The 26,124-nt window shown below is 68.2% G+C and carries 20 protein-coding genes; 18 read left to right on the forward strand and 2 right to left on the reverse strand.

Annotation, left to right across the window (positions count from 1 at the left end):
* Window positions 1-19 precede the first annotated feature (19 nt).
* The gene (locus LRD69_RS21445; RefSeq protein WP_277328166.1) at window positions 20-286 is read right to left on the reverse strand and encodes a hypothetical protein; all 267 of its coding nucleotides are present in this window, start codon (window positions 284-286) and stop codon (window positions 20-22) included.
* A 282-nt stretch (window positions 287-568) separates the two neighbouring features.
* Between LRD69_RS21445 and LRD69_RS21450 the strand changes: the two genes are divergently transcribed.
* The 14 genes from LRD69_RS21450 to LRD69_RS21515 all read left to right on the forward strand — a co-directional run bounded on the left by LRD69_RS21450 (window position 569) and on the right by LRD69_RS21515 (window position 19,623).
* A complete protein-coding gene (locus LRD69_RS21450) occupies window positions 569-3,115 on the forward strand; it encodes an ABC transporter substrate-binding protein (RefSeq protein WP_277328167.1) in 2,547 nt (848 codons plus the stop codon).
* A gap of 603 nt (window positions 3,116-3,718) precedes the next feature.
* Window positions 3,719-5,590 (forward strand): translational GTPase TypA, encoded by a 1,872-nt coding sequence (typA, locus tag LRD69_RS21455; protein ID WP_277328168.1) that lies wholly within the window; start codon window positions 3,719-3,721, stop codon window positions 5,588-5,590.
* A gap of 311 nt (window positions 5,591-5,901) precedes the next feature.
* Complete coding sequence (locus LRD69_RS21460; protein WP_277328169.1) at window positions 5,902-6,048, forward strand: hypothetical protein; 147 nt, start codon at window positions 5,902-5,904, stop codon at window positions 6,046-6,048.
* Entirely contained in the window at window positions 6,049-6,486 is a 438-nt protein-coding gene (locus LRD69_RS21465) for a hypothetical protein (protein ID WP_277328170.1), read from the forward strand.
* Window positions 6,487-7,328: 842 nt separating this feature from the next.
* Window positions 7,329-8,354, forward strand: coding sequence for an ABC transporter permease (locus LRD69_RS21470; protein WP_277328171.1), 1,026 nt, complete (start codon window positions 7,329-7,331; stop codon window positions 8,352-8,354).
* Between the two features lie 97 nt (window positions 8,355-8,451).
* On the forward strand, window positions 8,452-10,248 hold the full coding sequence (locus LRD69_RS21475) for an ABC transporter substrate-binding protein (RefSeq protein ID WP_277328172.1): 1,797 nt from the start codon (window positions 8,452-8,454) through the stop codon (window positions 10,246-10,248).
* A gap of 107 nt (window positions 10,249-10,355) precedes the next feature.
* Window positions 10,356-11,333, forward strand: coding sequence for an ABC transporter permease (locus LRD69_RS21480; RefSeq protein ID WP_277328173.1), 978 nt, complete (start codon window positions 10,356-10,358; stop codon window positions 11,331-11,333).
* A 10-nt stretch (window positions 11,334-11,343) separates the two neighbouring features.
* On the forward strand, window positions 11,344-12,405 hold the full coding sequence (locus LRD69_RS21485) for an ABC transporter ATP-binding protein (protein WP_277328174.1): 1,062 nt from the start codon (window positions 11,344-11,346) through the stop codon (window positions 12,403-12,405).
* Between the two features lie 14 nt (window positions 12,406-12,419).
* A complete protein-coding gene (locus LRD69_RS21490; protein WP_277328175.1) occupies window positions 12,420-13,538 on the forward strand; it encodes an oligopeptide/dipeptide ABC transporter ATP-binding protein in 1,119 nt (372 codons plus the stop codon).
* A gap of 264 nt (window positions 13,539-13,802) precedes the next feature.
* The gene (locus tag LRD69_RS21495; RefSeq protein ID WP_277328176.1) at window positions 13,803-15,440 is read left to right on the forward strand and encodes an ABC transporter substrate-binding protein; all 1,638 of its coding nucleotides are present in this window, start codon (window positions 13,803-13,805) and stop codon (window positions 15,438-15,440) included.
* 94 nt (window positions 15,441-15,534) lie between these two features.
* A complete protein-coding gene (locus LRD69_RS21500) occupies window positions 15,535-16,458 on the forward strand; it encodes an ABC transporter permease (protein ID WP_277328177.1) in 924 nt (307 codons plus the stop codon).
* The gene (locus LRD69_RS21505; RefSeq protein WP_277328178.1) at window positions 16,451-17,425 is read left to right on the forward strand and encodes an ABC transporter permease; all 975 of its coding nucleotides are present in this window, start codon (window positions 16,451-16,453) and stop codon (window positions 17,423-17,425) included. The genes LRD69_RS21500 and LRD69_RS21505 overlap by 8 nt, the downstream gene beginning before the upstream one ends.
* A 13-nt stretch (window positions 17,426-17,438) precedes the next feature.
* Entirely contained in the window at window positions 17,439-18,416 is a 978-nt protein-coding gene (locus LRD69_RS21510) for an ABC transporter ATP-binding protein (protein WP_277328179.1), read from the forward strand.
* Window positions 18,406-19,623, forward strand: coding sequence for a dipeptide ABC transporter ATP-binding protein (locus LRD69_RS21515; protein WP_277328180.1), 1,218 nt, complete (start codon window positions 18,406-18,408; stop codon window positions 19,621-19,623). The genes LRD69_RS21510 and LRD69_RS21515 overlap by 11 nt, the downstream gene beginning before the upstream one ends.
* A gap of 132 nt (window positions 19,624-19,755) precedes the next feature.
* On the opposite strand, the gene LRD69_RS21520 is transcribed toward LRD69_RS21515, so the two are convergent.
* A complete protein-coding gene (locus LRD69_RS21520; protein ID WP_277328181.1) occupies window positions 19,756-21,888 on the reverse strand; it encodes a prolyl oligopeptidase family serine peptidase in 2,133 nt (710 codons plus the stop codon).
* 216 nt (window positions 21,889-22,104) lie between these two features.
* On the opposite strand from LRD69_RS21520, the gene LRD69_RS21525 reads away from it, so the two are divergent.
* The 4 genes from LRD69_RS21525 (at window position 22,105) to LRD69_RS21540 (ending at window position 25,992) form a co-directional block, all read left to right on the forward strand.
* Window positions 22,105-22,299, forward strand: a complete 195-nt coding sequence (locus tag LRD69_RS21525) for a hypothetical protein (RefSeq protein ID WP_030915260.1) — start codon at window positions 22,105-22,107, stop codon at window positions 22,297-22,299.
* 54 nt (window positions 22,300-22,353) lie between these two features.
* On the forward strand, window positions 22,354-23,265 hold the full coding sequence (gene mshB / locus LRD69_RS21530; RefSeq protein WP_277328182.1) for an N-acetyl-1-D-myo-inositol-2-amino-2-deoxy-alpha-D-glucopyranoside deacetylase: 912 nt from the start codon (window positions 22,354-22,356) through the stop codon (window positions 23,263-23,265).
* On the forward strand, window positions 23,262-23,708 hold the full coding sequence (locus LRD69_RS21535) for a DUF6113 family protein (RefSeq protein WP_277328183.1): 447 nt from the start codon (window positions 23,262-23,264) through the stop codon (window positions 23,706-23,708). Before mshB ends, LRD69_RS21535 begins: the two co-directional genes overlap by 4 nt.
* A 175-nt stretch (window positions 23,709-23,883) precedes the next feature.
* Window positions 23,884-25,992 carry a hypothetical protein gene (locus LRD69_RS21540; protein ID WP_277328184.1) on the forward strand — a complete coding sequence of 703 codons (2,109 nt, stop codon included), beginning with the start codon at window positions 23,884-23,886 and terminating at the stop codon, window positions 25,990-25,992.
* Window positions 25,993-26,124: the final 132 nt, after the last annotated feature.

A 26,124-nucleotide genomic window follows, 5' to 3' on the forward strand; every position in this document is an offset into this window, starting at 1 on the left:
CGGTGGCCAAGGAACTCTCCTAGGGGGCGTGCCTGCCGCGGACGCCCAGACCCTCGTCGTCCGAGTCCGTCCACAGGGCGGCGTCGTACGGCGCCTCGGTGATCGTGATGATGTCGGTGCCCGCGGCGCTGCCGTCGGGGCGGTCGGCGCCACCGGCGGCTCCGAGCGGCTGCGGCCCGGTTTCGGCCGTGCGCAGCTGCGCAAGGCTCCGCTCCAGCCGTCCGACGGTGCGGACGAGGTCGTCGAGGCGATGTTGAACAGCCGTCAATTCGTCCTGCAGTGACATGACTTCTCTCACCTCCGCGGTTGCGGGTGGCAGTGCTCATGCGCATGCGAGTGTCGCGCGTCACATCTCCTTTGGGAAGAGAGCGGGCCGTTCCGGCTTGACCGGATGCTCCGCCGCGCGGGTGAGGTTCCGGGCCGGTGCGCCGTGTCGGCGCCGCCTCTCGTGCGCGGGCACCTTCAGTGGATGAGCGGAACCAGTGTGATCAACTGCAAATGCCACCAAAACGCATAATCCAGTCCATTCGCAGGCGAGTGGACCGGGCCGGCCTCGGAGGTATCAGCCATGTCCTACGTCGGCGTCCCGCGCGGGACGGTTCGAAAGCGCCGCTCGCTCGCGCTCTTCGCGACAGGTGTGCTCGCGGTGCCCGTGCTGGCCGGGTGCAGCGGTTCGGACAAGGCGGACACCACTGCCACCGTCGTACCGCAGGATGTGGCCCCCGCCCTCCGGAGCCAGGTCGCCGAAGGAGGCACGGTCCGCTGGGCGATCGATGCGATGCCCACCACCTTCAACGCCTTCCAGGCGGATGCCGACGCCTCGACCACCCGCATCACCGGGGCCCTGCTGCCGACGCTCTTCCCGCTCGACACCAAGGGCGTCCCACGGCTGAATCCGGACTATCTGGAATCGGCGAAGATCATCGAGCGGGAGCCCAAGCAGGTCGTGCTCTACCGGCTCAACCAGAAGGCGGTCTGGAGCGACGGCCGGGAGATCGGCGCCCCCGACTTCGTCGCCCAGTGGCGTGCGCTGAGCGGCAAGGACACGGCGTTCTGGACCGCCCGCAACGCGGGTTACGACCGGATCGAGCGGATCGAGCGCGGCAAGGACGACTTGGAGGTCCGGGTCACCTTCGCCAAGCCGTATGCGGACTGGCGCTCCCTCTTCTCACCGTTGTACCCGAAGCAGGTGACCAGCTCCCCGGACGCCTTCAACGACGGAGCGCGCACCACCCTCGCGGCGACATCGGGGCCGTTCCGCCTCAGCGGTGTGGACAAGAAGGCAGGCACCGTCACGCTGGTCCGCAGCATGCGCTGGTGGGGAAGCCCGACCAAGCTGGACTCGCTGGTCTTCCGGAAGGTCAAGCCGCAGGACCGGGTCGAGGCGCTGACCGACGGCAAGATCGACGTCGCCGACATCGACGCGGAGGCGGCGCACCGGATCGTGGCTGCGGCACGCGACAACGGCGGGAACGGGCAGCCGCTCACCCACGGCCCCGGCTCGGAGATCGGCCCGGCCGCCGCCCTGCGCTCCTGGGCCGTGGCGCACGGCTCCGACAAGAAGGCGGCGGCCGCCGCCCGGGCCGCCCGGGCGAAGACCCGGGCCGCCGCCGAGGTGTACGCCGCCGAACAGGACGGGCTGCGCGCCTATGCCGTACGCAAGTCCCTGGAGCCCGCCTACACACAGCTCGCGCTGAACGGCGAGTCCGGGCCGCTGTCCGACGACCGGGTGCGTCGCGCGGTGGCCCGTGCGCTCGACCGCCAGGAACTCGCCGACGCGGTACTGGGGCCGCTCGGCCTGCCCGCGACCCCGCTCGGCAGCCACCTGGCGCTGGCCGGTCAGCCGGGGTACCGGGACAGCAGCGACGCACTCGGCAAGCAGGACCCCAAGGAGGCCCAGGCGCTGCTGGCCGACGCCGGCTGGACGCGGGACGGCGCCACGCAGAAGTCCGCCGGGACGAAGGCGGGCAGCGAGGGCGAGAAGGCGAAGGGCAGGGCGGAGCGGCAGAAAGAGGCGGTCGAGGCCGAGAAGGCCGCGGAGGAGAAGGCGGCCGAGGCCGAGAAGGCCGCGGAGGAGAGGGCCGCGGAGGAGAGGGCGGCCGAGGCCGAGAAGGCCGAGAAGGCCGAGAAGAAGGCGGACAGGAGCGCCGGCAGGACGGCGGGCGCGGGCGAGAAGCGCAAGCCGTCCGCCGATGACAGCCTGTACATCGTGGGCGACCGCAACAAGTCCGGTGGTGACGACAAGCCGGGCGACGACGGCAAGCCCGGCCGCGACAGCAGGCCGCGCGACGACGAGGATTCCGGTCACATCCTCGCCCCCGCCACCACTGCGGCCGTCCAGAGCGTCTCCCTGCTGCGCCAGGCCGACGCCTTCACCAGCCCCTATGCCGGCGCTCCCGCCGTCGCCGACACCGGCGCCTCCGAGGGCGCCCGTGAGAAGGTCACCGTCCAGGAGCGCAGGACGGGCGGTGCGGCCGGGGCCTACGCCCCCGCCGGAACCGCGGCCCCGGCGGCTCCGGCCCGGGTCGCCGACTCGGCCCGTGGCACCCTCGGCAAGGACGGCAAGCCGCTGAGCTTGCGTTTCGTCCTGCCGTCCGGTCCCGGATCGGAGTCACTCCGGACCGTCGGGGACAAGATTTCGGCCATGCTCGATGCGATCGGTGTCCGCACGGAGATCATCAAGGTCGCGGACGCCGGCTACTTCAAGGACCACATCGCCGCCGGTGAGTACGACCTGGCGCTGTACTCCTGGCCGGCCACCGCCTACCCGGCCACCGACGACCGGCCGATCTTCGCCAAGCCGGTGCCCGCCACCGACGGATCCCTGCTGGTCGAGCAGAACTACACCCGCGTCGGCACGGACCACATCGACCAGCTCTTCGACCAGGCGGTCGCCGAGCTGGACGAGGATGCCGCCCGCGACCTGATCAGGCAGGCGGACGCCCGGATCTGGGCCGCCGCGGGATCCATTCCGCTCTATCAGCGTCCGCAGCTGGTGGCCGCCGACCGGAAGCTCGTGAACGTCGGCGCCTTCGGCTTCGGAGTGCCCCACTACCAGGACATCGGTTTCAAGAAGCCGCAAGCGGCCGGTTCCCCCGCGAATCGTAGGAAGTAGCAGGTCAGAACCTCAGAGGAAGCTCAGAACTGGCTCAATCCCCTTGCCCGCCGGGGCCTCGGCGGGCAAGGTCATGAGCACCTCTTGACCCGGGTAGCCGCTCTTCCCCCACCCATGAGTCTCATCGCTGAGTGCTGACCTCGGAGCCCCAACTCCGCGCACCACTCAGAGCCGCAGCTCCGGAGCCCCCCACCTCCGGAGTTGCGCACGTTCCCGCGTCGAGTTCCCCCGCGTGGGGGACCGTGTCCCTGACCACCGGTGAAGATCACCGGAACAGATGTGTACGCCGGTGCCAACATCGGGCGGAACGCGGACGCGACCGTGCCGAGCGGGACGGCTGCCTTCAGCCGGCCGTGGTGACCTGCGGCACTCCGGACAGCGGAAACCTCCACCGCGAAGAGCCGCTCTCCCAGGACGCGACGGGCCCGCCCCTCGTGGCCGGGCGCCCTCCCCTGCGGCCGGTAACGCTTGCCCGGGAAGCCGTCATGGCGCCAGCCCCGTACCATGGGGGGTAGCCGTGGCGTGTCCGCCCGGCGGGCGTACGAGGACTTGAGACCGACTAAGACGCCTGATCCCACGATCCGAGAGAAGCGCAAGCCACCCATGCCCACGCGCCACGACATCCGTAACGTAGCCATCGTCGCCCACGTCGACCACGGCAAGACCACGCTGGTCGATGCCATGCTCAAGCAGGCCGGCGCCTTCGCCGCGCACGCCGCCGAGCACCTCGACGACCGCATGATGGACTCGAACGACCTGGAGCGTGAGAAGGGCATCACGATCCTCGCCAAGAACACGGCGGTGAAGTATCACCCCAAGGACGGCGGGGACCCGATCACGATCAACATCATCGACACCCCCGGCCACGCCGACTTCGGCGGCGAGGTCGAGCGCGGTCTGTCGATGGTGGACGCGGTCGTGCTGCTCGTCGACGCTTCCGAGGGCCCGCTCCCGCAGACCCGCTTCGTGCTGCGCAAGGCGCTCGCCGCGAAGATGCCGGTGATCCTCTGCATCAACAAGACGGACCGCCCCGACTCCCGGATCGCCGAGGTCGTCGACGAGACGTACGACCTGTTCCTGGACCTGGACGCGGACGAGGACCAGATCGAGTTCCCGATCGTCTACGCCTGCGCCCGTGACGGCGTCGCCTCGCTGACCAAGCCGGAGGACGGCACCGTCCCGGCCGACAGCGAGAACCTGGAGCCGTTCTTCAACACGATCCTGGCGCACGTCCCCGCTCCGGAGTACGACGAAGCGGCGCCGCTGCAGGCCCACGTCACCAACCTGGACGCCGACAACTTCCTCGGCCGTATCGCGCTCTGCCGCGTCGAGCAGGGTGAGCTGCGCAAGGGCCAGACCGTCACCTGGATCAAGCGCGACGGCACGATGTCCAACGTCCGCATCACCGAGCTGATGATGACCGAGGCGCTCACCCGCAAGCCGGCCGAGATGGCGGGCCCCGGCGACATCTGCGCCATCGCCGGTATCCCGGACATCATGATCGGCGAGACGCTGGCCGACCCCGAGAACCCGATCGCGCTGCCGCTGATCACGGTCGACGAGCCGGCCATCTCGATGACTATCGGTACGAACACCTCGCCGCTCGTCGGCAAGGGCGGCAAGGGCCACAAGGTCACCGCCCGCCAGGTGAAGGACCGCCTCGACCGCGAGCTGATCGGTAACGTCTCGCTCCGCGTCCTGGACACCGAGCGCCCCGACGCCTGGGAGGTCCAGGGCCGCGGCGAGCTCGCGCTGGCCATCCTCGTCGAGCAGATGCGCCGTGAGGGCTTCGAGCTCACGGTCGGTAAGCCGGAGGTCGTCACCAAGCAGATCGACGGCAAGACGTACGAGCCGATCGAGCGCATGACGATCGACTCCCCCGAGGAGCACCTCGGTGCGATCACCCAGCTGATGGCGACCCGCAAGGGCCGCATGGAGACCATGACAAACCACGGTTCGGGCTGGGTCCGCATGGAATGGATCGTTCCGTCCCGTGGCCTCATCGGCTTCCGTACGGAGTTCCTGACGCAGACCCGCGGCACGGGCATCGCGCACTCCATCTTCGAGGGCCACGAGCCGTGGTTCGGTGAGCTGCGCACCCGTCACAACGGCTCGCTGGTCGCCGACCGCGCGGGTTCCGTGACGCCGTTCGCGATGGTCAACCTGCAGGAGCGCGGTGTCATCTTCACCGAGGCCGGCACTGAGGTCTACGAGGGCATGATCGTCGGCGAGAACTCCCGCGCCGACGACATGGACGTGAACATCACCAAGGAGAAGAAGCTCACCAACATGCGTGCCGCCTCCGCGGACACCACGGAGAACGTGGTACCGGCCCGGAAGCTGTCGCTGGAGCAGTCCCTGGAGTTCTGCCGTGAGGACGAGTGCATCGAGGTGACCCCGGAGACCGTGCGTATTCGCAAGGTCGTCCTGGACCAGAAGGAGCGCGGCCGCGCCGCGTCGCGCGCCAAGCGCTGACCCTCGGTCGGACCGTCCGGCTGCGGTCGGTCCGGCCCGGGACAAATGCCCGGCCCCCCGTTCTTCGGGGGGCCGGGCATTTTTGCGTCCAACGATGCAGGAAGCGTATGGAAGTACGCATATGCAAAGGATATATGGATGCCGTGATTTCGGTCACCCTTTGCGAGGATGCATGTACCCAAATCTCGGAACTTCTCAACTTGCTGGAAAAGCCGCACTGTTGCGGCCAGCATCGGCTCCATCGCGCTGGACCGGCGCGGTGGCCGAAGGTGTTGCGAACGTAGTTCGTTCGCAGAAGCAAGGGGGAAGTTGTGCGGAAATTCATAGCGGCAACAGTGACCGGCGCGGCGATGTCGGCCCTGCTGGCGGCGCCCGCCGTGGCGGCAGCCTCGGGCAATGACCCGATGTGCAGCCCCGGGCGTACGAAGCTCACCTGGACCGGCAAGGCGAAGCCGTGAGTGGTCACGCACCGGAAGGTTCTGGAGAACTGCACGGGCGGTACGGCGACGAAGACGGTCAGCGCGGAGAAGGTGTGCGAAATCACTGCTTCGGTGACGGCGACGGCGGGTTCGAAGGTGAGCGGGAAGATCGTTCTCGTGAGCCTGGAGGGGTCCATCGGCCTCGAGCTCAAGGCGGAGGGCAAGAGGGCCAAGAAGACTGCGGAGTCGATCAGTTACAAAGTGGGCAAGAACGGCACCTATGTGTTCTTCGCCGGCATCAGGAAGGCCGGTGGCTACTACACGCAGTGGCGGTGCGACCGTGGCACGAAGTGGATCAAGACCGGACGCTACGGCAAGGCCCAGAGCTGGACGACGGCGGTCGAGGGCGGTCTACGCTGTGGCACCAAGCCGCCCAAGGGTTCCCTGGCCGAGGCGGTGAAGAAGACGTACTGCTGAGCCGTGGCGACGGCGACGGCCTGCTGCTGATCCGATCGGCGGGTCCCGACGTCGTGTGTTCGGCAGGTGCCCCGGGCGCCCGGATCTTTCCGGGGGACCGGGGCACCGGTCCGTTCCGGCGACGGAGTCGCGGGAACGGGTCCATCGGGGCCGGGCGCAACCCGTTTTCCCGTCGAGATGTCCGAGTATCGGGCGTCGCTCTCCGGAACACGTGTTAACAGTCCGTTTCGGGTGCGTCTGTCTGGGATGACTTTGTCCGGATTTCGGGCGCTCGGGGGGTATCGATGTTGTCAAACCGAGACACTTTAAGTGTGGTTTACAGCCTGGTCGTACTTAATAGTTGGCTCCATTGAGCTCGGGTCAATGGGTCACGCGCTGTGGGGAGTGCCGACTCACGAGCACACGAGGTACTGCTCTTTCGTCGTCAGGGGTGTCGATGGAAGATCACGTGCCAATACTGTTTACGTGGACTCACGAGGAGGAACCCATGTGCGGTGCCCTGAGCGCCAGTGGGGGTGCGTCGTCCTGGACGGCGTGTCAGGCCGGTTTCGTTCATAGCGGCTCACCCGGCCCCGTCGCCGGCAACGGCTGACGATTTCTCAGCCCGTCCTACCGCTCAACTCGCGTTCCCGGGAGTGAAACCCACTCCTGTCGACGCTCCCTTTCTGCCGCACCGCCCTGGGGTGATCTCCGTCAGGCGTCGGCCCTGCCGCCGTACCCGTGCCGGGTGCCGGTGGGCAGCGGGGACCGTCACGCAGCAGGTCCGACGCGGTGAGTGCATCTGACTCAACCGTCGCAACCTGCCGGGGCGCCGGTACCCGACATCTGTGAATGGACACATCATGACCAGTCCAATCGAGGCCGAGGACGCCACGGCCTCTGTCGCCTTGGACGAACAGACCACAGCAGCGGACGCAAAGGCGCCCGTCGGCCGCTCTCCGGGGCAACTGATGTGGATGCGCTTCAAGCGTGACCGCACGGGCGTGATCTCCGCCTGGGTGGTGCTGTTCTTCTTCGTCATCGCGGCGCTGGCGCCGGTGATCTCTGCCCTGTACGGCAAGGATCCCTACACGCTCTACCCGACGAAGCCGGAGTACGCGAACCTGCTCGACGACTTCGCGATGCCCGCCGGCAGCTTCGGCGGCATCTCCAGCGACTTCTGGTTCGGTGTCGAACCCAACCTGGGCCGCGATGTGTTCACCATGCTGCTGTACGGCATGCGCACCTCGCTGTACTTGGCGCTCATCCTCACGATCCTCAGCGTGGGTACGGGCGTGATCATCGGCATGGTGGGCGGCTACTTCGGTGGCAGGGTCGACTACTGGCTGGGCCGGACGACCGACTTCTTCCTCGCCTTCCCGAGCCAGCTGTTCTTCATTGCCTTCATGCCCGTCGTGACCGCGCTGTTCGTCTCTCCGGCGGACGAGACCCCCACCTACCTGCGCGTCGTCGCGATCCTGCTGGTGATGTGGTTCCTCGGCTGGATGGGCATGGCCCGTCTGGTCCGAAGCTCCGTACTCACCCTGCGGGAGCGGGAGTTCGTGGAGGCGGCCAAGGTCTCGGGCGCCTCGCGGTGGCGGATCGTGCGCAAGGAGATCCTCCCGAACATCGTCACGCCGATCCTTGTGCAGGGCACCTATACGCTGCCCAGCTCCATCCTGAGCATCGCGTTCCTCTCGTACGTCGGTGTCGGCTTCGTCGAACCCACCCCCGACTGGGGGCGGATGTTCGCGATCGGCTCCGGGATCTACGAGCAGGACCCGGCGTTCATGATCTTCCCGGGCGTCGCCATGGTGGTTTTTGTTCTTTGCTTCAACCTCCTTGGTGACTCGGTCCGGGACGCATTCGACCCCAAGACCGGACGGTGACGTCCATGGGTGGGGGTAACTGCCGCCCCCGCACCGGGCAACCGGACGGTCAGGCAGCTTTTCTGGATAACAACCGACAGGTAGGTGTAACGAGCTCATGAAGCCCATTCACTCGCGCTCCGCACGCGTCATGGTCGTCGCAGTTGCGGCGGGCTCGCTGGCGCTGACCGGCTGCTCCAAGGACAGCGGTAAGAACGCCAAGGACGAGTCGAAGTCCAAGCAGGACGCTGCGGCCCAGTCGCAGCCTGTCGTCTACGGCACCGCGGCTCAGTCCAACGGCCCGGCGGCAGAGGTCCCGGGCGCCAAGCCCGGCGGCACCATCAACGTCTACACGCAGTCGGACCTCTCCCACATGGACCCGGGTCAGATCTACGTCAGTGACGCGGGCCAGTTCGCCAACCTGCTTCACCGCAAGCTGACGAACTACCAGGAGGACGACAAGGGCAACCTGACCGTCGTCGGTGACATCGCCACCGACGCCGGCAAGTCCTCCGACGGCGGCAAGACCTGGACGTACACGCTCAAGGACGGCATCAAGGACGAGGACGGCAACGTCATCACCTCGGCCGACGTCCGTCACACCATCGAGCGCCAGTACTCGAAGGTCATCTTCGACGGTCCCTCCTTCATCCAGAGCTGGCTCTCCGGCTCCGACTACCGCAAGGCGCTGCCGGACGGCCCGTACAAGGGCAAGCACCTTCCGGACTCCGTCCTCGCGACCCCGGACGCGAAGACGGTCGTCTTCCACTTCGACAAGGCCCGCCCGGACCTCCCGCAGGCGCTGGCCATGGCCGGTTACGGCATCGTCCCGCAGAAGGACGACACGAAGGAGAAGTACGACAAGGCCCCGAAGTCTCTCGGCCCGTACAAGATCGCTGAGTACAAGTCCGGCAAGTCCCTCACGCTGGTCAAGAACACCAACTGGGACCCGAAGACGGACGCGGTGCGTCACCAGTACGTCGACGGTTACAACTTCACCACGACGATCGACGGCCCGAGCCAGACCAAGCGTCTGATCGCCGACCAGGGCGATGCCAAGAACGCCATCCAGTTCACGGACTCGGTCGACCCGGCCCAGATGCAGTCCGTGATCACCAACGCGGCGGTCAACAAGCGCACGATCAAGGGCTACCAGCCCTACGTGTGGCAGCTGACCTTCAACCTGGACCGCATCAAGGACAAGAAGATCCGCGATGCGATCACCTACGCGCTCCCGAACCAGCGCATGATCCAGGCTGACGGTGGCAAGTACGGTGGCGAGCTGGCCGGCGGTCTGTTCGCGCCCACCCTGCCGGGCTTCGACCCGACGTACGACCCGTTCGGCAAGCTGAAGAAGCCCAACGGTGACCCGGAGAAGGCCAAGCAGCTCCTGAAGGAGGCGGGCTTCAAGCAGGGCACCAAGCTCACCTACGCCTACTCCAACACGCCGCGTGGCCAGAAGCAGATGGTCATCATCAAGGACGCGCTGAACGCCATCGGCTTCGACGTCCAGGCCAAGGAGATCGAGCGCGCCAGCTTCTACGAGCAGGTCGGCAAGGTCAAGAACCCGTACGACATGTACATGACGGGTTGGGGCCAGGACTGGTCCTCCCCGTCGACGGTCGTGACCCCGGTCTACGACGGCACGCTGGTCTCCGACGGCGCGTCGAACTACTCCCACATCAACGATGAGAAGGTCAACTCCCTCATCCAGGAAGCCCTGGTCCTGCAGCCCGATGCCGCGGCCAAGAAGTGGGAAGAGGCTCACCACCGCATCGTCGAGGAGATCAACCCGGCTGCTCCGGTCTACTACTCGAAGCAGATCCAGCTCTTCGGCTCCAACATCGGTGGCGCCCGGTACAGCACGAACTCGAGCTACATCGACATCAACCGTCTGTACCTGATCCAGCCGTAACACCGAATCACGGCTGATCCGTGGGGGTGTGCGCCAGGCGGAGCGCACCCCCACGGACCCTCCCCCCCTTACTACCCCGCCGCTTCCGAAGAGAGCAGCCTCCCGCGATGCTTCAGTTCCTCATCCGCAGGTTGACCGGCGCCGTCGTCATCATGTTCCTGATCGGCGCGTTCACGTTCTTCCTGTTCTACACAATCCCTCAGGACTTCGCCGAGCTCTCCTGCGGCAAGAACTGCTCGCCGGAGAACATCGCGGTCATCCGCGAGAATCTCGGCCTCGACAAGCCGATCACCACCCAGTTCTGGGACTTCATGGTCGGCATCGTCACCGGCCGGGACTTCCCTGTCGGCCACTGCCCCGCACCGTGCCTCGGAGTCTCCTTCAGCACTGGTGACTTCGTCTGGGCGTCCATCATGGACCGCTTCCCGCTGACGCTGTCGCTGACCATCGGCGGTCTCGTCATCTTCCTGGTGCTGGGACTCGCCTCGGGACTCATCGCTGCGTGGAAGCGCGGCACCGCGGTCGACAAGGCCGTCAGTGGCGCCTCGATGGTGCTCAGCTCGTTCCAGATCTACTTCCTTGGGCCGATCGTTCTTGGCATCTTCGTCTACCAGACAGGGTGGATGGAAAGCCCCAAGTACGTTCCGTTCACGGACGATCCGATCGGCTGGGCCTACGGGCTGTTGATTCCCTGGGCCGTCATGGCGACGATCTTCACCGCCCAGTACACGCGTATGGCTCGCTCCACCATGATCGAGCAGCTTCAGGAAGAGCATGTCCGCACCGCGCGGGCCAAGGGCATGCCACAGCGGTACGTCTTCTTCCGCTACGCCTGGCGCGGCTCTCTCGCTCCCATCGTCACCATCCTCGGCATGGACCTCAGCGCGCTCCTCGCCGGTGCCGTGGTCACCGAGTTCACCTTCCAGCTGGCCGGTGTCGGCCGCCTGGCAGTGGACTCGTCGCTGACCAAGGACCTGCCGCTGACGATGGGCGTGATGCTGTTCGGGGCCTTCTTCATCCTGATCCTGAACATCATCGTGGACCTCACCTACGCCTACATCGACCCGCGCGTGCGCCTCGCCTAGGAGAACGACCGTGACCACACTGACCAAGACCGAAGACACGCCGGCCCCGACCGGGCCGGAGGGCTTCCTCTCGGTACGCGACCTGCGGGTGCGGTTCTCCACCGAGGACGGCATCGTCAACGCGGTCGACGGACTCTCCTTCGATGTCGAGCGCGGTAAGACGCTGGGTATCGTGGGCGAATCGGGCTCCGGGAAGTCCGTGACCAACCTGGCCATCCTCGGGCTGCACAACCCGCAGAGCTCGCAGGTCCAGGGAGAGATCATCCTGGACGGCCAGGAGCTGACCGGCGCCACGGAGAAGGAAATGGAGAGCATCCGCGGCAACAAGGCCGCGATGATCTTCCAGGACCCGCTGACCGCCCTCTCGCCCTACTACACGGTGGGACGTCAGCTCTCCGAGCCGTTCCGCAAGCACACCGGCGCCTCCAAGAGGGAGGCGAAGGCCCGGGCGATCGAGATGCTGACGAAGGTCGGCATCCCGCAGCCCGCGATGCGCTTCGACGACTACCCCCACCAGTTCTCGGGCGGTATGCGGCAGCGCGCGATGATCGCCATGGCGCTGATGTGCAACCCCGACCTGCTGATCGCCGACGAGCCGACCACCGCGCTCGACGTGACCGTGCAGGCCCAGATCCTGGACCTCCTCAAGGACCTCCAGCAGGAGTTCGGGTCGGCGATCATCTTCATCACCCACGACCTCGGCGTCATCGCCAACATGGCGGACGACCTGCTCGTGATGTACGCCGGGCGGGCAGTCGAGCGCGGCAGCGTCCGCGACGTCCTGCGTGCGCCGGAGCACCCCTACACCTGGGGTCTGCTCAGCTCGATGCCGCGTCTGAGCAGCGACATCAACGAGGCGCTGGCACCGATCCCCGGATCCCCGCCCAGCCTCCTCAACCCGCCTTCCGGCTGTGCCTTCCACCCGCGGTGCGCCTTCACCGACAAGGTGGACGGCGGGCGGTGCAGCGGTGAGAGGCCACTGCTGGCCGACGGCCGGGCCGCGGCCTGCCACCTCACCGGGGAGCAGAGGAACACCATCTTCATCGATCACATCAAGCCCCGGCTGGGCTAGGGAGACGCAGAGACATGAGTGAAAACGTCACTCTGCCTGAACAGCAGGGTTCAGTGGATGAGGTTCGTGAGCGCCGCGAGCTGATGTCCGTCCAGGGCATGGCCATGCACTTCCCGATCTACGGAGGCTTCCCCTTCCGGCGCCAGGTCGGTGCCGTCAAGGCGGTCGACGGGATCGACCTGACGGTGTACGAGGGCGAGAGCCTCGGCCTCGTGGGCGAGTCCGGTTGCGGCAAGTCCACCACGGGCCGGATGATGACCCGCCTTCTGGAGCCCACCGGCGGAAAGCTCCTCTACGAGGGTCAGGACATCACCCACGCCAGCCGGAAGCAGCTGGCCCCCATTCGGTCCGAGATCCAGATGATCTTCCAGGACCCGTACTCGTCGCTCAACCCGCGGCAGACCGTCGGCAGCATCATCAAGAGCCCGATGGAGGTCAACGGCATCAAGCCTGCCGGGGGCATGGAGAACCGGGTGCGGGAGCTGCTCGAGCTCGTGGGCCTGAACCCCGAGCACTACAACCGCTTCCCGCACGAGTTCTCCGGCGGTCAGCGCCAGCGCATCGGTGTTGCCCGTGCCCTCGCGCTCCAGCCGAAGCTGATCATCGCCGACGAGCCGGTCTCGGCTCTCGACGTCTCGATCCAGGCCCAGGTGGTGAACCTGCTGCAGAAGGTGCAGCGGGAGTTGGGCATCGCCTTCGTGTTCATCGCGCACGACCTGGCGATCGTCCGGCACTTCTCCGAGCGTGTGGCCGTGATGTACCTCGGCAAGGTGGTGGAGGTCGCGGACCGCGACTCGCTCTACAACCGACCCCGGCACCCGTATACCCACGCCCTTCTGTCGGCCGTTCCGGAGGCGGACGTCGACAGCGCCTCCAAGGAGCGCATCCGGCTCGAGGGCGATGTGCCGTCCCCGATCTCGCCCCCGTCCGGCTGCCGGTTCCGCACCCGTTGCTGGAAGGCGCAGGACAAGTGCGCGACGGAGGAGCCGCCGCTCGTACAGATCTCCGGCAACCGCGCGGGGCACCTGACCGCGTGCCACTTCCCGGAGGACCCGACGACCGAGGGCCGCGACGAGGCCATCATCATGGACCCGGCGCTCTCCGCTCTCGAGGATCAGCCCTCCAAGAGCTGACACCACTCGGATCGGTTGTCAGGCCCGGGTGTCCGGACGCGCAGGCGTCCCGGCACCCGGGCCTGACAGCTGTGACGCGCTGTACAGCGGGAGGTCATTGATTGTCAGGTCCATGACATGTGACGAGAGATGCGGTGGCGCCGTCCATCGAGCAGAACGGGCGAATTCGGCCGTACTCGGATGGGTGGTGTCGATATGCGCAAAATTCACAATGAGGTGATATTTGACTCCAAGTGAGACAGCGCTCGACGAGGAGGCATTTCCATGCGCGGAGCCACACAGGCCAAGTGGGCCGCATGTGCCGTGGCCGTCGCTCTTGCGGCGACAGCCTGCGGCGGCGGGGGGGAAAGCGGCGGTGGCGGTGGCGGCGGCGCCAATGGGATCGTCAGCTCCTCCTGGGGGGACCCGCAGAACCCGCTGGAGCCCGCCAATACCAATGAGGTGCAGGGCGGCAAGGTTCTCGACATGGTCTTCCGGGGACTGAAGAAGTACGACCCGAAGACCGGCGCGGCCACGAACATGCTCGCCGAGAAGATCGACACCACCGACTCGCAGACCTTCACGATCAAGGTGAAGGACGGCTGGACCTTCAGCAACGGCGAGAAGATCACGGCGAAGTCCTTCGTGGACGCCTGGAACTACGGCGCCCTGCTGAAGAACAACCAGAAGAACGCCTACTTCTTCGGCTACATCGACGGCTACGACCAGGTCCACCCCGCCAGCGGCAGCGCCCGCGCGGGCACGCTCTCCGGTCTCAAGATCGTCGACCCCATGACCTTCACCGTCAAGCTGACGCAGAAGTTCTCGCTCTGGCCGGACACCCTCGGCTATCCGGCCTTCGCCCCGCTGCCGCAGGCCTTCTTCACCGATCACGCAGGCTGGCTCGCCAAGCCCATCGGCAACGGTCCGTACACCATCGAGAAGTACACCAAGGGCTCCTCGATGAGCCTGCGCAAGTGGGACAAGTACCCCGGTGACGACAAGGCGCAGAACGGCGGCATCGACCTCAAGGTCTACACCGACAACAACACCGCGTACACCGACCTGATCGCGGGCAACCTCGATCTCGTCGACGACGTGCCGGCCTCGCAGCTGAAGAACGTCAAGGCGGACCTCGGCGACCGGTACATCAACACCCCGGCCGGCATCATCCAGACCCTCGCCTTCCCCTTCTACGACAAGAAGTGGGACACCCCCGGCGGCATCAAGGTCCGCCAGGGCCTGTCGATGGCGATCAACCGCGACCAGATCACCGACCAGATCTTCCAGAAGACCCGCACCCCCGCATCCGACTGGACGTCCCCGGTCCTCGGCGCGGACGGCGGCTTCAAGGAGGGGCTGTGCGGCGCCCCGTGCGAGTACAACGCGGCGGACGCCAAGAAGCTGATCCAGGAGGGCGGCGGCATCCCCGGCGGCCAGCTCAAGATCTCGTACAACGCGGACACCGGCTCGCACAAGGAATGGGTCGACGCCGTCTGCAACAGCATCAACAAGGTGATGGGGAACAACAGGGCCTGCGTGGGTTCCCCGGTCGGCACCTTCGCCGACTTCCGCAGCCAGGTCTCCCAGCAGAAGCTCACCGGCGCCTGGCGCGCGGGCTGGCAGATGGACTATCCGCTGATCCAGAACTTCCTGCAGCCCCTCTACTACACCGACGCCTCGTCCAACGACGGCAAGTGGAGCAACAAGAGGTTCGACGCCCTGATCGACAAGGCCAACGCCGAGTCCGACAAGGCCAAGGCCGTCTCCACATTCCAGGACGCGGAGAAGGTCCTCGCCGAGCAGATGCCCGTCATCCCGCTCTGGTACCAGAACGGCAGCGCCGGCTACTCGGACCAGATCACCAACGTCGCGCTGAACCAGTTCAGCGTCCCGGTGTACGAGCAGATCAAGGTCAAGTAATCACGCGGGGCCGGGTGGCCGGTGCGCTGTGCCGCACCGGCCACCCGGCTTCCGCATCCCTGCGCCACCGACCCCCGCGACCCCCGGAGTCTTCATGGGACGTTATGTGATCCGGCGGCTGCTGCAGATGATCCCGGTCTTCTTCGGCACCACGCTGCTGATCTTCCTCATGGTGAACGTGATGGGCGACCCCATCGCGGGTCTCTGCGGCGACCGTCAGTGCGATCCGGCGACCGCCGCCCAGCTCCGCTCGGAGTTCGGTCTCGATAAGCCGGTCTGGCAGCAGTACGCCACCTACATGGGCAATGTCTTCACCGGCGACTTCGGCACCGCGTTCAACGGCCAGAAGGTCACCGAACTGATGGGGACCGCCTTCCCCATCACCATCCGGCTCACCATCATCGCGATCGTCTTCGAGATCGTCATCGGCATCACCCTCGGCGTCATCACCGGCCTGCGCCGCGGCCGGCCCGTCGACACCACCGTGCTGATCCTGACCCTGGTCGTCATCTCCATCCCGACCTTCGTCACCGGTCTGCTGCTGCAGCTCCTCCTCGGCGTGAAGTGGGGCGTCATCAAGCCCTCCGTCTCCCCGGAGGCGCCGTTCAACGAACTCCTCATCCCCGGACTCGTCCTCGCCTCGGTCTCCCTGGCGTACGTCACCCGGCTCACCCGGACCTCGATCGCCGAGAACGCCCGCGCCGACTACGTCCGTACCGCCACCGCCAAGGGCCTCCCCAGGCGACGGGTCGTCATCCGGCACCTGCTGCGCAACTCGCTGATCCCCGTCGTCACCTTCATCGGTACGGACGTGGGCGCCCTGATGGGCGGGGCCATCGTCACCGAGCGCATCTTCAACATCCACGGCGTCGGCTACCAGCTCTACCAGGGCATCCTGCGCCAGAACTCCCAGACCGTCGTCGGGTTCGTCACCGTCCTGGTCCTCGTCTTCCTGGCGGCCAACCTGATCGTCGACCTCCTGTACGCCGTACTCGACCCGAGGATCCGCTATGCCTGAGCAGACGCCGGACGAAGCGATCTCCCCGGGCGGAGCAGGAGCAGCCATGGATCTCGCCCTGGCGCAAGGGGAGACCCTGGAGAAGACACCGGGCGGCCCCGAGGGCACCGGCCCGGCGGAGAAGCCCCGCAGTCTCTGGTCCGACGCCTGGCGCGACCTGCGCCGCAACCCGGTCTTCATCATCTCCGCCCTGATCATCCTCTTCCTGGTGATCATCTCGATCTGGCCGTCGCTGATCACGGACCAGGACCCGCTCGACTGCGACCTGGGCAAGGCCCAGGAGGGCTCCCAGCCCGGCCACCCGTTCGGCTTCGACGGGCAGGGCTGCGACGTCTACACCCGTACCGTCTACGGGGCCAGGACCTCGGTCACGGTGGGCGTCTGCGCCACCGTCGGAGTCTCGATCCTCGGCGGCATCCTGGGCGGGCTGGCCGGCTTCTTCGGCGGCTGGTGGGACTCGGTCCTCTCCCGGATCACCGACATCTTCTTCGGCATCCCGGTCGTCCTCGGCGGCCTGGTCTTCCTCTCCGTGGTGACCAGTTCCACCGTCTGGCCGGTGATCGGATTCATCGTGCTGCTGGGCTGGCCGCAGATCGCCCGCATCGCCCGTGGCTCGGTCATCACCGCCAAGCAGAACGACTACGTCCAGGCGGCCCGGGCGCTCGGCGCCTCCAACTCCCGGATGATGCTGCGCCACATCGCCCCCAACGCGGTCGCCCCCGTGATCGTCGTCGCGACCATCGCCCTCGGTACGTACATCTCGCTGGAGGCGACCCTGTCGTTCCTCGGCGTCGGACTGAAACCGCCGGCCGTCTCCTGGGGCATCGACATCTCGGCCGCCTCCCAGTACATCCGCAACGCCCCGCACATGCTGCTCTGGCCCGCCGGAGCGCTGGCGATCACCGTGCTCGCGTTCATCATGCTCGGCGACGCGGTGCGCGACGCCCTCGACCCCAAGCTGCGCTGAGGAGCCCGTTGCCATGTTGCTCGAAGTGCGCGATCTGCATGTGGAGTTCCACACCCGGGACGGGGTGGTCAAAGCCGTCAACGGGGTCAACTACTCGGTGTCCGAGGGGGAGACGCTCGCCGTACTCGGAGAGTCCGGCTCCGGCAAGTCGGTCACCGCGCAGGCGATCATGGGCATTCTCGACATGCCGCCGGGGAAGATCAGCAGCGGCGAGATCGCCTTCAAGGGCCGCGATCTGCTGAAGCTCAAGGCCGACGAACGCCGGAAGATCCGCGGCCAGGAGATGGCCATGATCTTCCAGGACGCGCTGTCGTCCCTCAACCCGGTGCTCAGCGTGGGGGCACAGCTCGGCGAGATGTTCGTCGTGCACCGTGGGATGTCCCGCAAGGACGCCAGACTGAAGGCCATCGAGCTGATGGACCGGGTCCGCATCCCGGCCGCGAAGGAACGCGTCGGGGACTACCCGCACCAGTTCTCCGGCGGGATGCGCCAGCGCATCATGATCGCCATGGCGATGGCGCTGGAACCCTCGCTGATCATCGCGGACGAACCCACCACCGCCCTCGACGTGACCGTCCAGGCCCAGGTGATGGACCTCCTCGCCGAGCTCCAGCGCGAGCTCAACATGGGACTCATCCTGATCACCCACGACCTGGGCGTGGTCGCGGACGTCGCCGACTACATCGCCGTGATGTACGCGGGCCGGATTGTCGAGGCGGCCCCCGTCCACGAGATCTACAAGGCCCCTGCCCACCCGTACACCAAGGGCCTCCTCCAGTCGATCCCACGGCTGGACCAGAAGGGCCAGGAGCTGTACGCGATCAAGGGCCTGCCGCCGAACCTGCTGCACATCCCGCCCGGCTGTGCCTTCCACCCCCGGTGCCCGATGGCCCAGGACATCTGCCGGGGCGAGGTACCGCCGCTGTTCGAGGTCGCCCAGCACCGTGAGAGCGCCTGCTACTTCTGGAAGGAGACGCTCGATGAACGCTGAACCTGGGAGCACCCGCGCGGGCGGCGAACCCATCCTGGAGGTCCGCGACCTCGTCAAGCACTACCCGCTGACCCAGGGCATCCTGTTCAAGAAGCAGGTCGGTGCGGTCAAGGCGGTCGACGGTGTCTCCTTCCGGCTGGCCGCGGGCGAGACCCTCGGCATCGTGGGGGAGTCCGGCTGCGGAAAGTCGACCGTCGCCAAGATGCTCGTCCATCTGGAACAGCCGACGGCCGGCTCGATCTCGTACAAGGGCGAGGACATCACCAAGCTGTCCGGCCGTGCGCTGAAGGCCGTACGCCGCAACATCCAGATGGTGTTCCAGGATCCGTACACCTCGCTCAACCCGCGGATGACGGTCGGCGACATCATCGGGGAGCCCTACGAGATCCACCCCGAGGTGGCCCCGAAGGGCGACCGGCGCCGCAAGGTGCAGGACCTCCTGGATGTCGTGGGTCTCAACCCGGAGTACATCAATCGCTACCCGCACCAGTTCTCCGGCGGCCAGCGCCAGCGCATCGGCATCGCCCGCGGTCTGGCCCTCAACCCGGAGATCATCGTCGCCGACGAACCGGTCTCGGCCCTCGACGTCTCCGTGCAGGCCCAGGTCATCAACCTGCTCGACCGACTGCAGGCGGAGTTCAGCCTGAGCTACGTCTTCATTGCGCACGACCTGTCGATCGTCCGGCACATCTCCGACCGGGTCGGTGTGATGTATCTGGGCCGGATCGCCGAGATCGGTACGGACGAGCAGATCTATGACCACCCCACGCACCCGTACACCCAGGCGCTGCTCTCGGCGGTGCCGGTGCCGGACCCGATGGCGCGCGAGCACCGGGAACGGATCATCCTGCACGGCGATGTGCCGTCGCCGGCCAACCCGCCGTCCGGCTGCCGCTTCCGCACCCGCTGCTGGAAGGCGCAGGAGCGGTGCGCACTGGAGGTGCCACTGCTTGCGGTGCCCGCGGTCTTCCGGCTGACGGACACTCCGGCCGCGCACGACTCGGCGTGCCACTTCGCGGAGGAGAAGCAGGTGGTGCCGCCGGTGGAGCCGGGCGAAGACGTGTGGGAGGAACCTGTGCAGGCCGGCGAAGAGGTGCGGAAGGAACCTGTGGAGCCGGGTGAAGAGGCGGCGGAGCCGGGCGAGGGACCGGATGAGGAGCCGGGGCAGGAGCCGGGCGAGCCGGGGACGGACCCCCGGATTCGTTAACGCACGGGCAACTCGGCCGTCGCACGTCCGATATACGAACGAGTCAGTATGAACAGCGTACGGCCGTGCGGGTGCCGTGAACCGGCCGGGAGGGCTTCCCAGTCCTCCCGGCCGGTTGCCCGTTCCGGCCCCCTACGCGTGCAGCCCGAGCGATCGCTTCAGGAAGTCCACCTGCAACAGCAGGAGATTCTCCGCGACTTGCTCCTGGGGCGTCATGTGCGTCACCCCGCTGAGCGGCAGCACCTCATGCGGCCGCCCGGCCGCGAGCAGCGCCGACGACAGCCGCAGCGAGTGCGCGACCACCACGTTGTCGTCCGCCATCCCGTGGACGATCATCATCGGCCGGATCTGATCGGCGGCCTCGGACAGCCCGTCGTCGGTGAGCAGCGAGTTGTGGGCGTACACCTCGGGCTGCGTCGACGGATCACCGAGATAGCGCTCGGTGTAGTGGGTGTCGTACAGCCGCTGGTCGGTCACCGGAGCGCCCACGACAGCCGCGTGGAAGACATCGGGCCGCCGCAGCACGGCCATGCCCGCGAGGTAGCCGCCGTACGACCAGCCGCGGATCGCCACCTTGCCGAGATCCAGCGGGAACCGTCCGGCCAGTCCGTGCAGTGCCTCCACCTGGTCCTCCAGCGTCAGGACCAGATTGTTCTTGATGGCCTTCTCCCAGGCGGGGGAGCGCCCGGGGGCGCCCCGGCCGTCCGCCACGACGACCGCGAAGCCCTGATCGGCGAACCACTGCGAGGTGAGGTGCGCATTGTGTGCGGCGACGACCCGCCGGCCGTGCGGTCCGCCGTACGGATCCATCAGCACCGGAAGCGGACCGTCCGACTCCTGGTAGCCGGTGGGGAGCAGCACGGCGCACGGAATCCGATGTGCGCCCCCCTCGGTGAGCTGCACCCGGGGCGACAGAACGGGCTCCTCCGCATGGGTCGCGACTGTGGCGATGCGCTTTCCGTCCCGCATCACCTGCGCCGATGCCCCCGGCCGGTCCAGTGCGGTGGAGACCAGCACGGTCACTCCGCCCGCCCGGACCGCCGAGTGGATCCCCACCCCCTCGGAGACCCGCTCCACGCCCAGCTCGTTGACCCGGTACACGTGGCTCTCGCCGATCTCCGGATCTGCCGCGTCCTCGCCCGCCGACGCCGACACCAGGACGTCCGACTCGCCGATGTCCAGCACCGCCAGGATCTGCAACTGCGCCCCGGTCAGCGGCCGGTCGCCCACCGCGAGCACCCGTGCGCCCCCCTCGTCCGCGATCCGCACGAGCCGCCCGTCCGGCGCCCACGCCGGCACTCCGGCGAAGAGATCCAGCCACACCGGGTCCTCGTCGACATGGACCGTCCGCGTCGTACCGCTCTCCGTGTCCACCGCGAGGAAGAGCTGACTGCGCTGGTCGCGGGCCTGGACCAGGATCAGTGGGGCGCCGGCCGACGACCAGTGCACCTGCGCCAGATACGGGTAGCGGGCCCGGTCCCACACCACTTCGGTACGGGTGCCGTCCAGCCCCATCACCAGCAGCCGCACCTCGGCGTTGGGCGTCCCCGCCGCTGGGTACGCGACCTCCGTGGGCCTGCGGTCCGGGTGTGCGGGATCGGCGATCCACCACCGCTTCACCGGGCTGTCGTCGACCCGGGCGACCAGCAGCCGGTCCGATTCCGGCGACCACCAGAAGCCGCGCGAGCGCTTCATCTCCTCGGCCGCGATGAACTCCGCGAGACCGTAGGAGATGTGCGCGTTCTCCGGCTCCGCCAGCGCCCGGTCCCCGTCGCCCTCCGCCCCCACGACGCGCAGTGCGCCCTTCGACACGTACGCGACATGACGACCGTCCGGCGACGGCCGCGGGTCCAGCACCGGCCCCGGCACCGGCAGCGCGCGCGCCGTACCGGCCCGCAACTCCGCGACGTACACCTTCCCGGACAGCGCGAACGCCGCCAACTCGGCCGCTTCGTCGACCGCGTAGCCGACGATCCCCGAGGAGCCCTCGCGGCTCCGCTCGCGCCGTGCCCGCTCCTGCGCCGACAGCTTCTCCGCCGAACCGCCCAGCAGCGCCGCGGGATCGGCGACGACGCGTTCCTTCGGTGAGCCGTCGGCCGTCAGTTCCAGTACCCAGAGCTGGTTGGACCGGTCCGTGCCGGAGGCCGACCGCAGGAAGATCACCCGCTCACCGTCCGGCGAGACGGTGAACGCACGGGGGGCGCCGAGGGTGAACCGCTGAGTCCTGGCGTGCTGTCGGGGAAACGAAAGCTTCTGCAAGGTCATAACCCCGAACCCTAGGGCCTGATCCGGCCGAGGTCCGAGGACCGGGACAGAGACCGGACATGGCGCCCGACCACCCGGTCGTGCGCCCCTCGTGCTGCTGTGCCCCGATCAATGCGGTGGCACGGATAGTTATGATCCGTAGCGCTCGGTGGGTAAGAACCTGCTGGCTCCATGCGTGCTGCCTGTCCCCGACCGTACCGATGGAGGTGAACCGCCGTGGCACTCTCGATTTCGGCGGTGGTGCTGCTGGCGATCGTCGTCTTCCTGCTGATCCGGAAATCCGGACTGAAGGGCGGACATGCGGTGGTCTGCATGCTGCTCGGTTTTTATCTCGCCAGTTCGTCCATCGCCCCCACCATCTCGGAGCTGACCACGAACGTGGCCGGCATGATCGGAGGCATCAAGTTCTGATCCGGAGCCTTCCGCGGTCGGCCCGTGGGGCAGTCGGCTCGTAGGGTGGGTGCCATGACGGACCTTCCCGCCCGTCGTCTGCTCCTGGTGCACGCGCACCCCGACGACGAGTCGATCAACAACGGCGCCACGATGGCCCTGTACGCCGCCCAGGGCGTCCAGGTCACCCTGGTTACCTGCACGCTCGGCGAGGAGGGCGAGGTCATCCCGCCCGAGCTCGCGCACCTCACGGCCGACCGGGACGACACCCTGGGCGCCCACCGCATCGGTGAACTCGCCGCCGCGATGAAGGAGCTCGGGGTCACCGACCACCGGTTCCTCGGCGGACCGGGCCGGTTCCGCGACTCCGGCATGATGGGCGCCGAGCAGAACCACCGGCCCGGCGCCTTCTGGAACACGGCCGTGGACGACGCCGCCGGGTACCTCGTCGAGGTGATCCGCTCGGTACGCCCTCAGGTCCTCGTCACGTACGACCCCGACGGCGGCTACGGGCACCCCGACCACATCCAGGCGCACCGGGTGGCGATGCGCGCCGCGGACCTCGCGGCCGACCCCGCGTACCGGGACGGGGCCGGCACCCCGCACGCCGTCGAGAAGATCTACTGGAACCGGGTGCCCCGCTCCGTCGCCGAGCAGGCCTTCGCCCGGCTGCGCGCCACCGCCCCCGACGCCTTTCCGGGGATCGCCACGATCGACGACGTACCGGGTGTGGTGAACGACACGCAGATCACCACGGAGATCGACGGCGCGGCCCATGCGGCCGCCAAGACGGCGGCCATGCGGGCCCACGGCACACAGATCGCCGTGGACGGTCCGTTCTTCGCCCTCTCGAACGATCTGGGACAACCCGTCTTCACCACGGAGTACTACGAGTTGGTACGCGGAACCCCGGGAGCCGCCGAGGGCGCGCGGGAACACGATCTCTTCGCAGGCGTACCGGAAGCACGGCCGGGAGCACGGACATGAGCAACGGCAAGCAGCGCCCGCCCCGCACCGGGGCCACGGCGCGGGAGCCGGTGCCCACCGGTCTCGCCGCACCCCTCAACCCGGGCCGCATCGGCGCCTACCTGGGCCTCGCGGTCCTCGGCGTGCTCGTCGGGATCGCCGGGGCGTTCGTCCAAGCCGCCTGGTTCCCCGGTGGTTTGCTCCTCGCGCTGGTCGCCGCCGCCGGACTCTTCTACGGCGGCCGGCTGCTCACCGGCACCCAGATCGGCACCCTCGCACCCGCCGCGGGCTGGCTGATCTCCATCATTCTTCTGCTCGGTGGACGCCCTGAGGGCGACTACGTCTTCGGTGACGAAGTGGGCCTCACACTTTTCATGCTGGGCGGGATGGCTGTCGCTGTGATCTGTGCCACCATGTCGCGGTCGCCGCGACAAGGTGACGACAGCGGCCGACCTGGCAAGTAATGTGCCACGTCCGATCCCGTAATGCCCCCTGCCCGTCCCGCGGGTGCACCGCCCTTTCCCCCGGTCGCGGAGTGTCTGTCGGCGGCGGCCAGTATGGTGGTTCGCGCGCCGAGCCGTCCCCTGGCCTGCGGCATGGGGGAAGTACGGGCGGCGGAGCCAATCGGGAGAACCTGCTTTGAGTCGTGAAACTGACAGTTCGTCCTCCGGGCCCCAGGGGCGCGGGGGAGCCGCGTACCCATCGGGTACGCCGCCGTACGGATCACGCCAGTATCCGTCGCTGCATCCTTCGCAGGACGCCCCTGAGGAGTCCCCGGAGTCTGCGGAGCCGTCCCAGCCCGAAGAGCCGAGAACCGAGACGACGCTGACGACGCGTATCCGGATCAACATTCCCGGCTCGCGTCCCATCCCGCCGGTTGTCATGCGTACGCCAGTGAGCGACGCCGAGGCGGACGCCTCGCGCGAGCGCACCGGCAGCACGCCGCGTCCGGGCGTACCCGCGCCCAAGGGCGCGCAGGGCGGAACGGGCGCGCAGGGCGGACCTGCCGATGATGCGCGGGACGGTGCGGCGGCTGCGGAACCGGCTGCCGAGAAGCCGGCCAGAGAGAAGAGCGGCAGCGACTGGTTCGCACCGCGCAAGGCCCCGACGGGCATGTCGGCGGCCGGTGGCACGGGCTCGGCCGAAGGCGCCGGCGTACCCGCCGGACCTTCCGGATCTTCTGCGCCCGCCGGACCCGGCGGCCCCGGTGGATCCACCCCGCCGCGCGGCGACCTGCCGTACTTCTCGGACGGCCCGCAGCGCGCAGGCGACCAGGGCGCACCCCGCCCCGGCGCACGCGACGAGATCCCGGGCGAGCCGCGCGCCACCCCGAACCTCGGTGTGCGTCCGCCGGGCCCGTCCGGGGCCACCACCGGCCCGGTCACCGGTGCCTCGTCGTTCACCCCGAACCTCGGTGGGCCGGACGGTCCCGGCTCGCGCGGTCCCGGCGTTCCGGCGGGCCCCGGCGCCCCCGGTGGCGTGCCCCCGCGGATGTCCGACGACACGGCCGTCCTGACGCCGCAGTTCGCGGCGCCCGCCCCCGGCCCCGGCGGGCATGTCTCCGGGGACACGCTCACCAGCGGCATCCCCGTCGTTCCGCCGGAGCACCGCGCGCCGTCCGCCCCGTCGCCGTTCGCGCGCCCGGGTTCCGGCGGTCCCGGCGCACCGGGCACCGGCCCGACGCCCCGTTTCCAGGACGATCCGATGGGCGCCGGACCCGGCGGACCGGGACGGCCGGCCGGCCCTGCCGCCCCGGCGCCCGCCCCCGCCGCGGCCCGCCCCGCTCCGGCCCCCGCGAAGAAGGGCCGCTCCAAGCTGGTCCTGCTCTGCGTGGGAGTCGTCGGTCTGGCCGGCGTCGCGTACGGCGCGGGCCTGCTGATGAACCACTCCGAGGTCCCCAAGGGCACCACCGTCCTCGGCGTCGACATCGGCGGCGGCACGAAGGAGGAGGCGGTCGCCAAGCTGGACACGGCGCTCGGCCAGCGTGCCAAGACGCCTCTCCAGCTGTCCGTGGACGGCAAGAAGGCGCAGCTCGCCCCGGACAAGGCAGGGCTCTCCCTGGACAGCCAGGAGACCGTGCGCGGCGCCGCGGGCAGCGACTACAACCCGGTGTCGGTGATCGGCTCCCTCTTCGGCGCCGAGCGCCAGGCCGACCCGGTCATCCCGGTCGACGAGGAGAAGCTCGGCGTCGCGCTGAGCGACCTGGCGGGCACCTCCGGCTCGGCCAACGACGGCACGATCAAGTTCGAGCCGGGCAAGGCCGTTCCGGTCCCCGGCAAGGTGGGCAAGGCGCTCGACGTCAACCGGTCGATGATCTCCGTGCGGGATGCGTACCGCGCCCAGGTGCAGACGGGCAAGCCGGCCACGGTCGAACTGCCGGTCGCCACCCGCGAGCCCACCATCGGCCAGGCCGAACTCGACCGGGCCATGAACGAGTTCGCGAAGCCCGCGATGTCCGGCCTGATCACTATCAAGGCCGGGCCCAAGCAGATCCAGTTCGGCCCCGCGAAGTCGCTGCCGCAGATCCTTTCGATGAAGGCGATCAACGGCCGGCTGGTCGAGGTCTACAACAAGAAGGCGATCGACACGCTCTGCGACGGGGTCTTCGACGGCATCATGATCACCAAGGCTGACGGCAAGCAGCATCAGCTCAGTGCGGACGACGTGGCGCATGCCATGCAGAGCGCACTGCTCGGCAAGACCACCGCCGAGCGGACCGCCACGATCGCCCTCGACGGCAACGGGTAGCAGCACCCCGTACCGTCACAGCTGACGGCGCCGCCCCCGCCCGGACCTCCGGCCGGGGGCGGCGCCGTCAGCGTTCGCGGCGCCCCTCGTCCGGTGCGCCGGGAACGCGCCGCCCGGCGGTGTCATGCATCC

Source organism: Streptomyces sp. JH14 (genome assembly GCF_029428675.1).
Lineage (GTDB): Bacteria > Actinomycetota > Actinomycetes > Streptomycetales > Streptomycetaceae > Streptomyces.

Coding starts and splice junctions, on each gene's coding strand:
- LRD69_RS21445 (WP_277328166.1), bottom strand. CDS start 286: ATGTCACTGCAGGACGAATTGACGGCTGTTCAACATCGCCTCGACGAC.
- LRD69_RS21450 (WP_277328167.1), top strand. CDS start 569: ATGTCCTACGTCGGCGTCCCGCGCGGGACGGTTCGAAAGCGCCGCTCG.
- typA (WP_277328168.1), top strand. CDS start 3,719: ATGCCCACGCGCCACGACATCCGTAACGTAGCCATCGTCGCCCACGTC.
- LRD69_RS21470 (WP_277328171.1), top strand. CDS start 7,329: ATGACCAGTCCAATCGAGGCCGAGGACGCCACGGCCTCTGTCGCCTTG.
- LRD69_RS21475 (WP_277328172.1), top strand. CDS start 8,452: ATGAAGCCCATTCACTCGCGCTCCGCACGCGTCATGGTCGTCGCAGTT.
- LRD69_RS21480 (WP_277328173.1), top strand. CDS start 10,356: ATGCTTCAGTTCCTCATCCGCAGGTTGACCGGCGCCGTCGTCATCATG.
- LRD69_RS21490 (WP_277328175.1), top strand. CDS start 12,420: ATGAGTGAAAACGTCACTCTGCCTGAACAGCAGGGTTCAGTGGATGAG.
- LRD69_RS21495 (WP_277328176.1), top strand. CDS start 13,803: ATGCGCGGAGCCACACAGGCCAAGTGGGCCGCATGTGCCGTGGCCGTC.
- LRD69_RS21500 (WP_277328177.1), top strand. CDS start 15,535: ATGGGACGTTATGTGATCCGGCGGCTGCTGCAGATGATCCCGGTCTTC.
- LRD69_RS21505 (WP_277328178.1), top strand. CDS start 16,451: ATGCCTGAGCAGACGCCGGACGAAGCGATCTCCCCGGGCGGAGCAGGA.
- LRD69_RS21510 (WP_277328179.1), top strand. CDS start 17,439: ATGTTGCTCGAAGTGCGCGATCTGCATGTGGAGTTCCACACCCGGGAC.
- LRD69_RS21515 (WP_277328180.1), top strand. CDS start 18,406: ATGAACGCTGAACCTGGGAGCACCCGCGCGGGCGGCGAACCCATCCTG.
- LRD69_RS21520 (WP_277328181.1), bottom strand. CDS start 21,888: ATGACCTTGCAGAAGCTTTCGTTTCCCCGACAGCACGCCAGGACTCAG.
- mshB (WP_277328182.1), top strand. CDS start 22,354: ATGACGGACCTTCCCGCCCGTCGTCTGCTCCTGGTGCACGCGCACCCC.
- LRD69_RS21535 (WP_277328183.1), top strand. CDS start 23,262: ATGAGCAACGGCAAGCAGCGCCCGCCCCGCACCGGGGCCACGGCGCGG.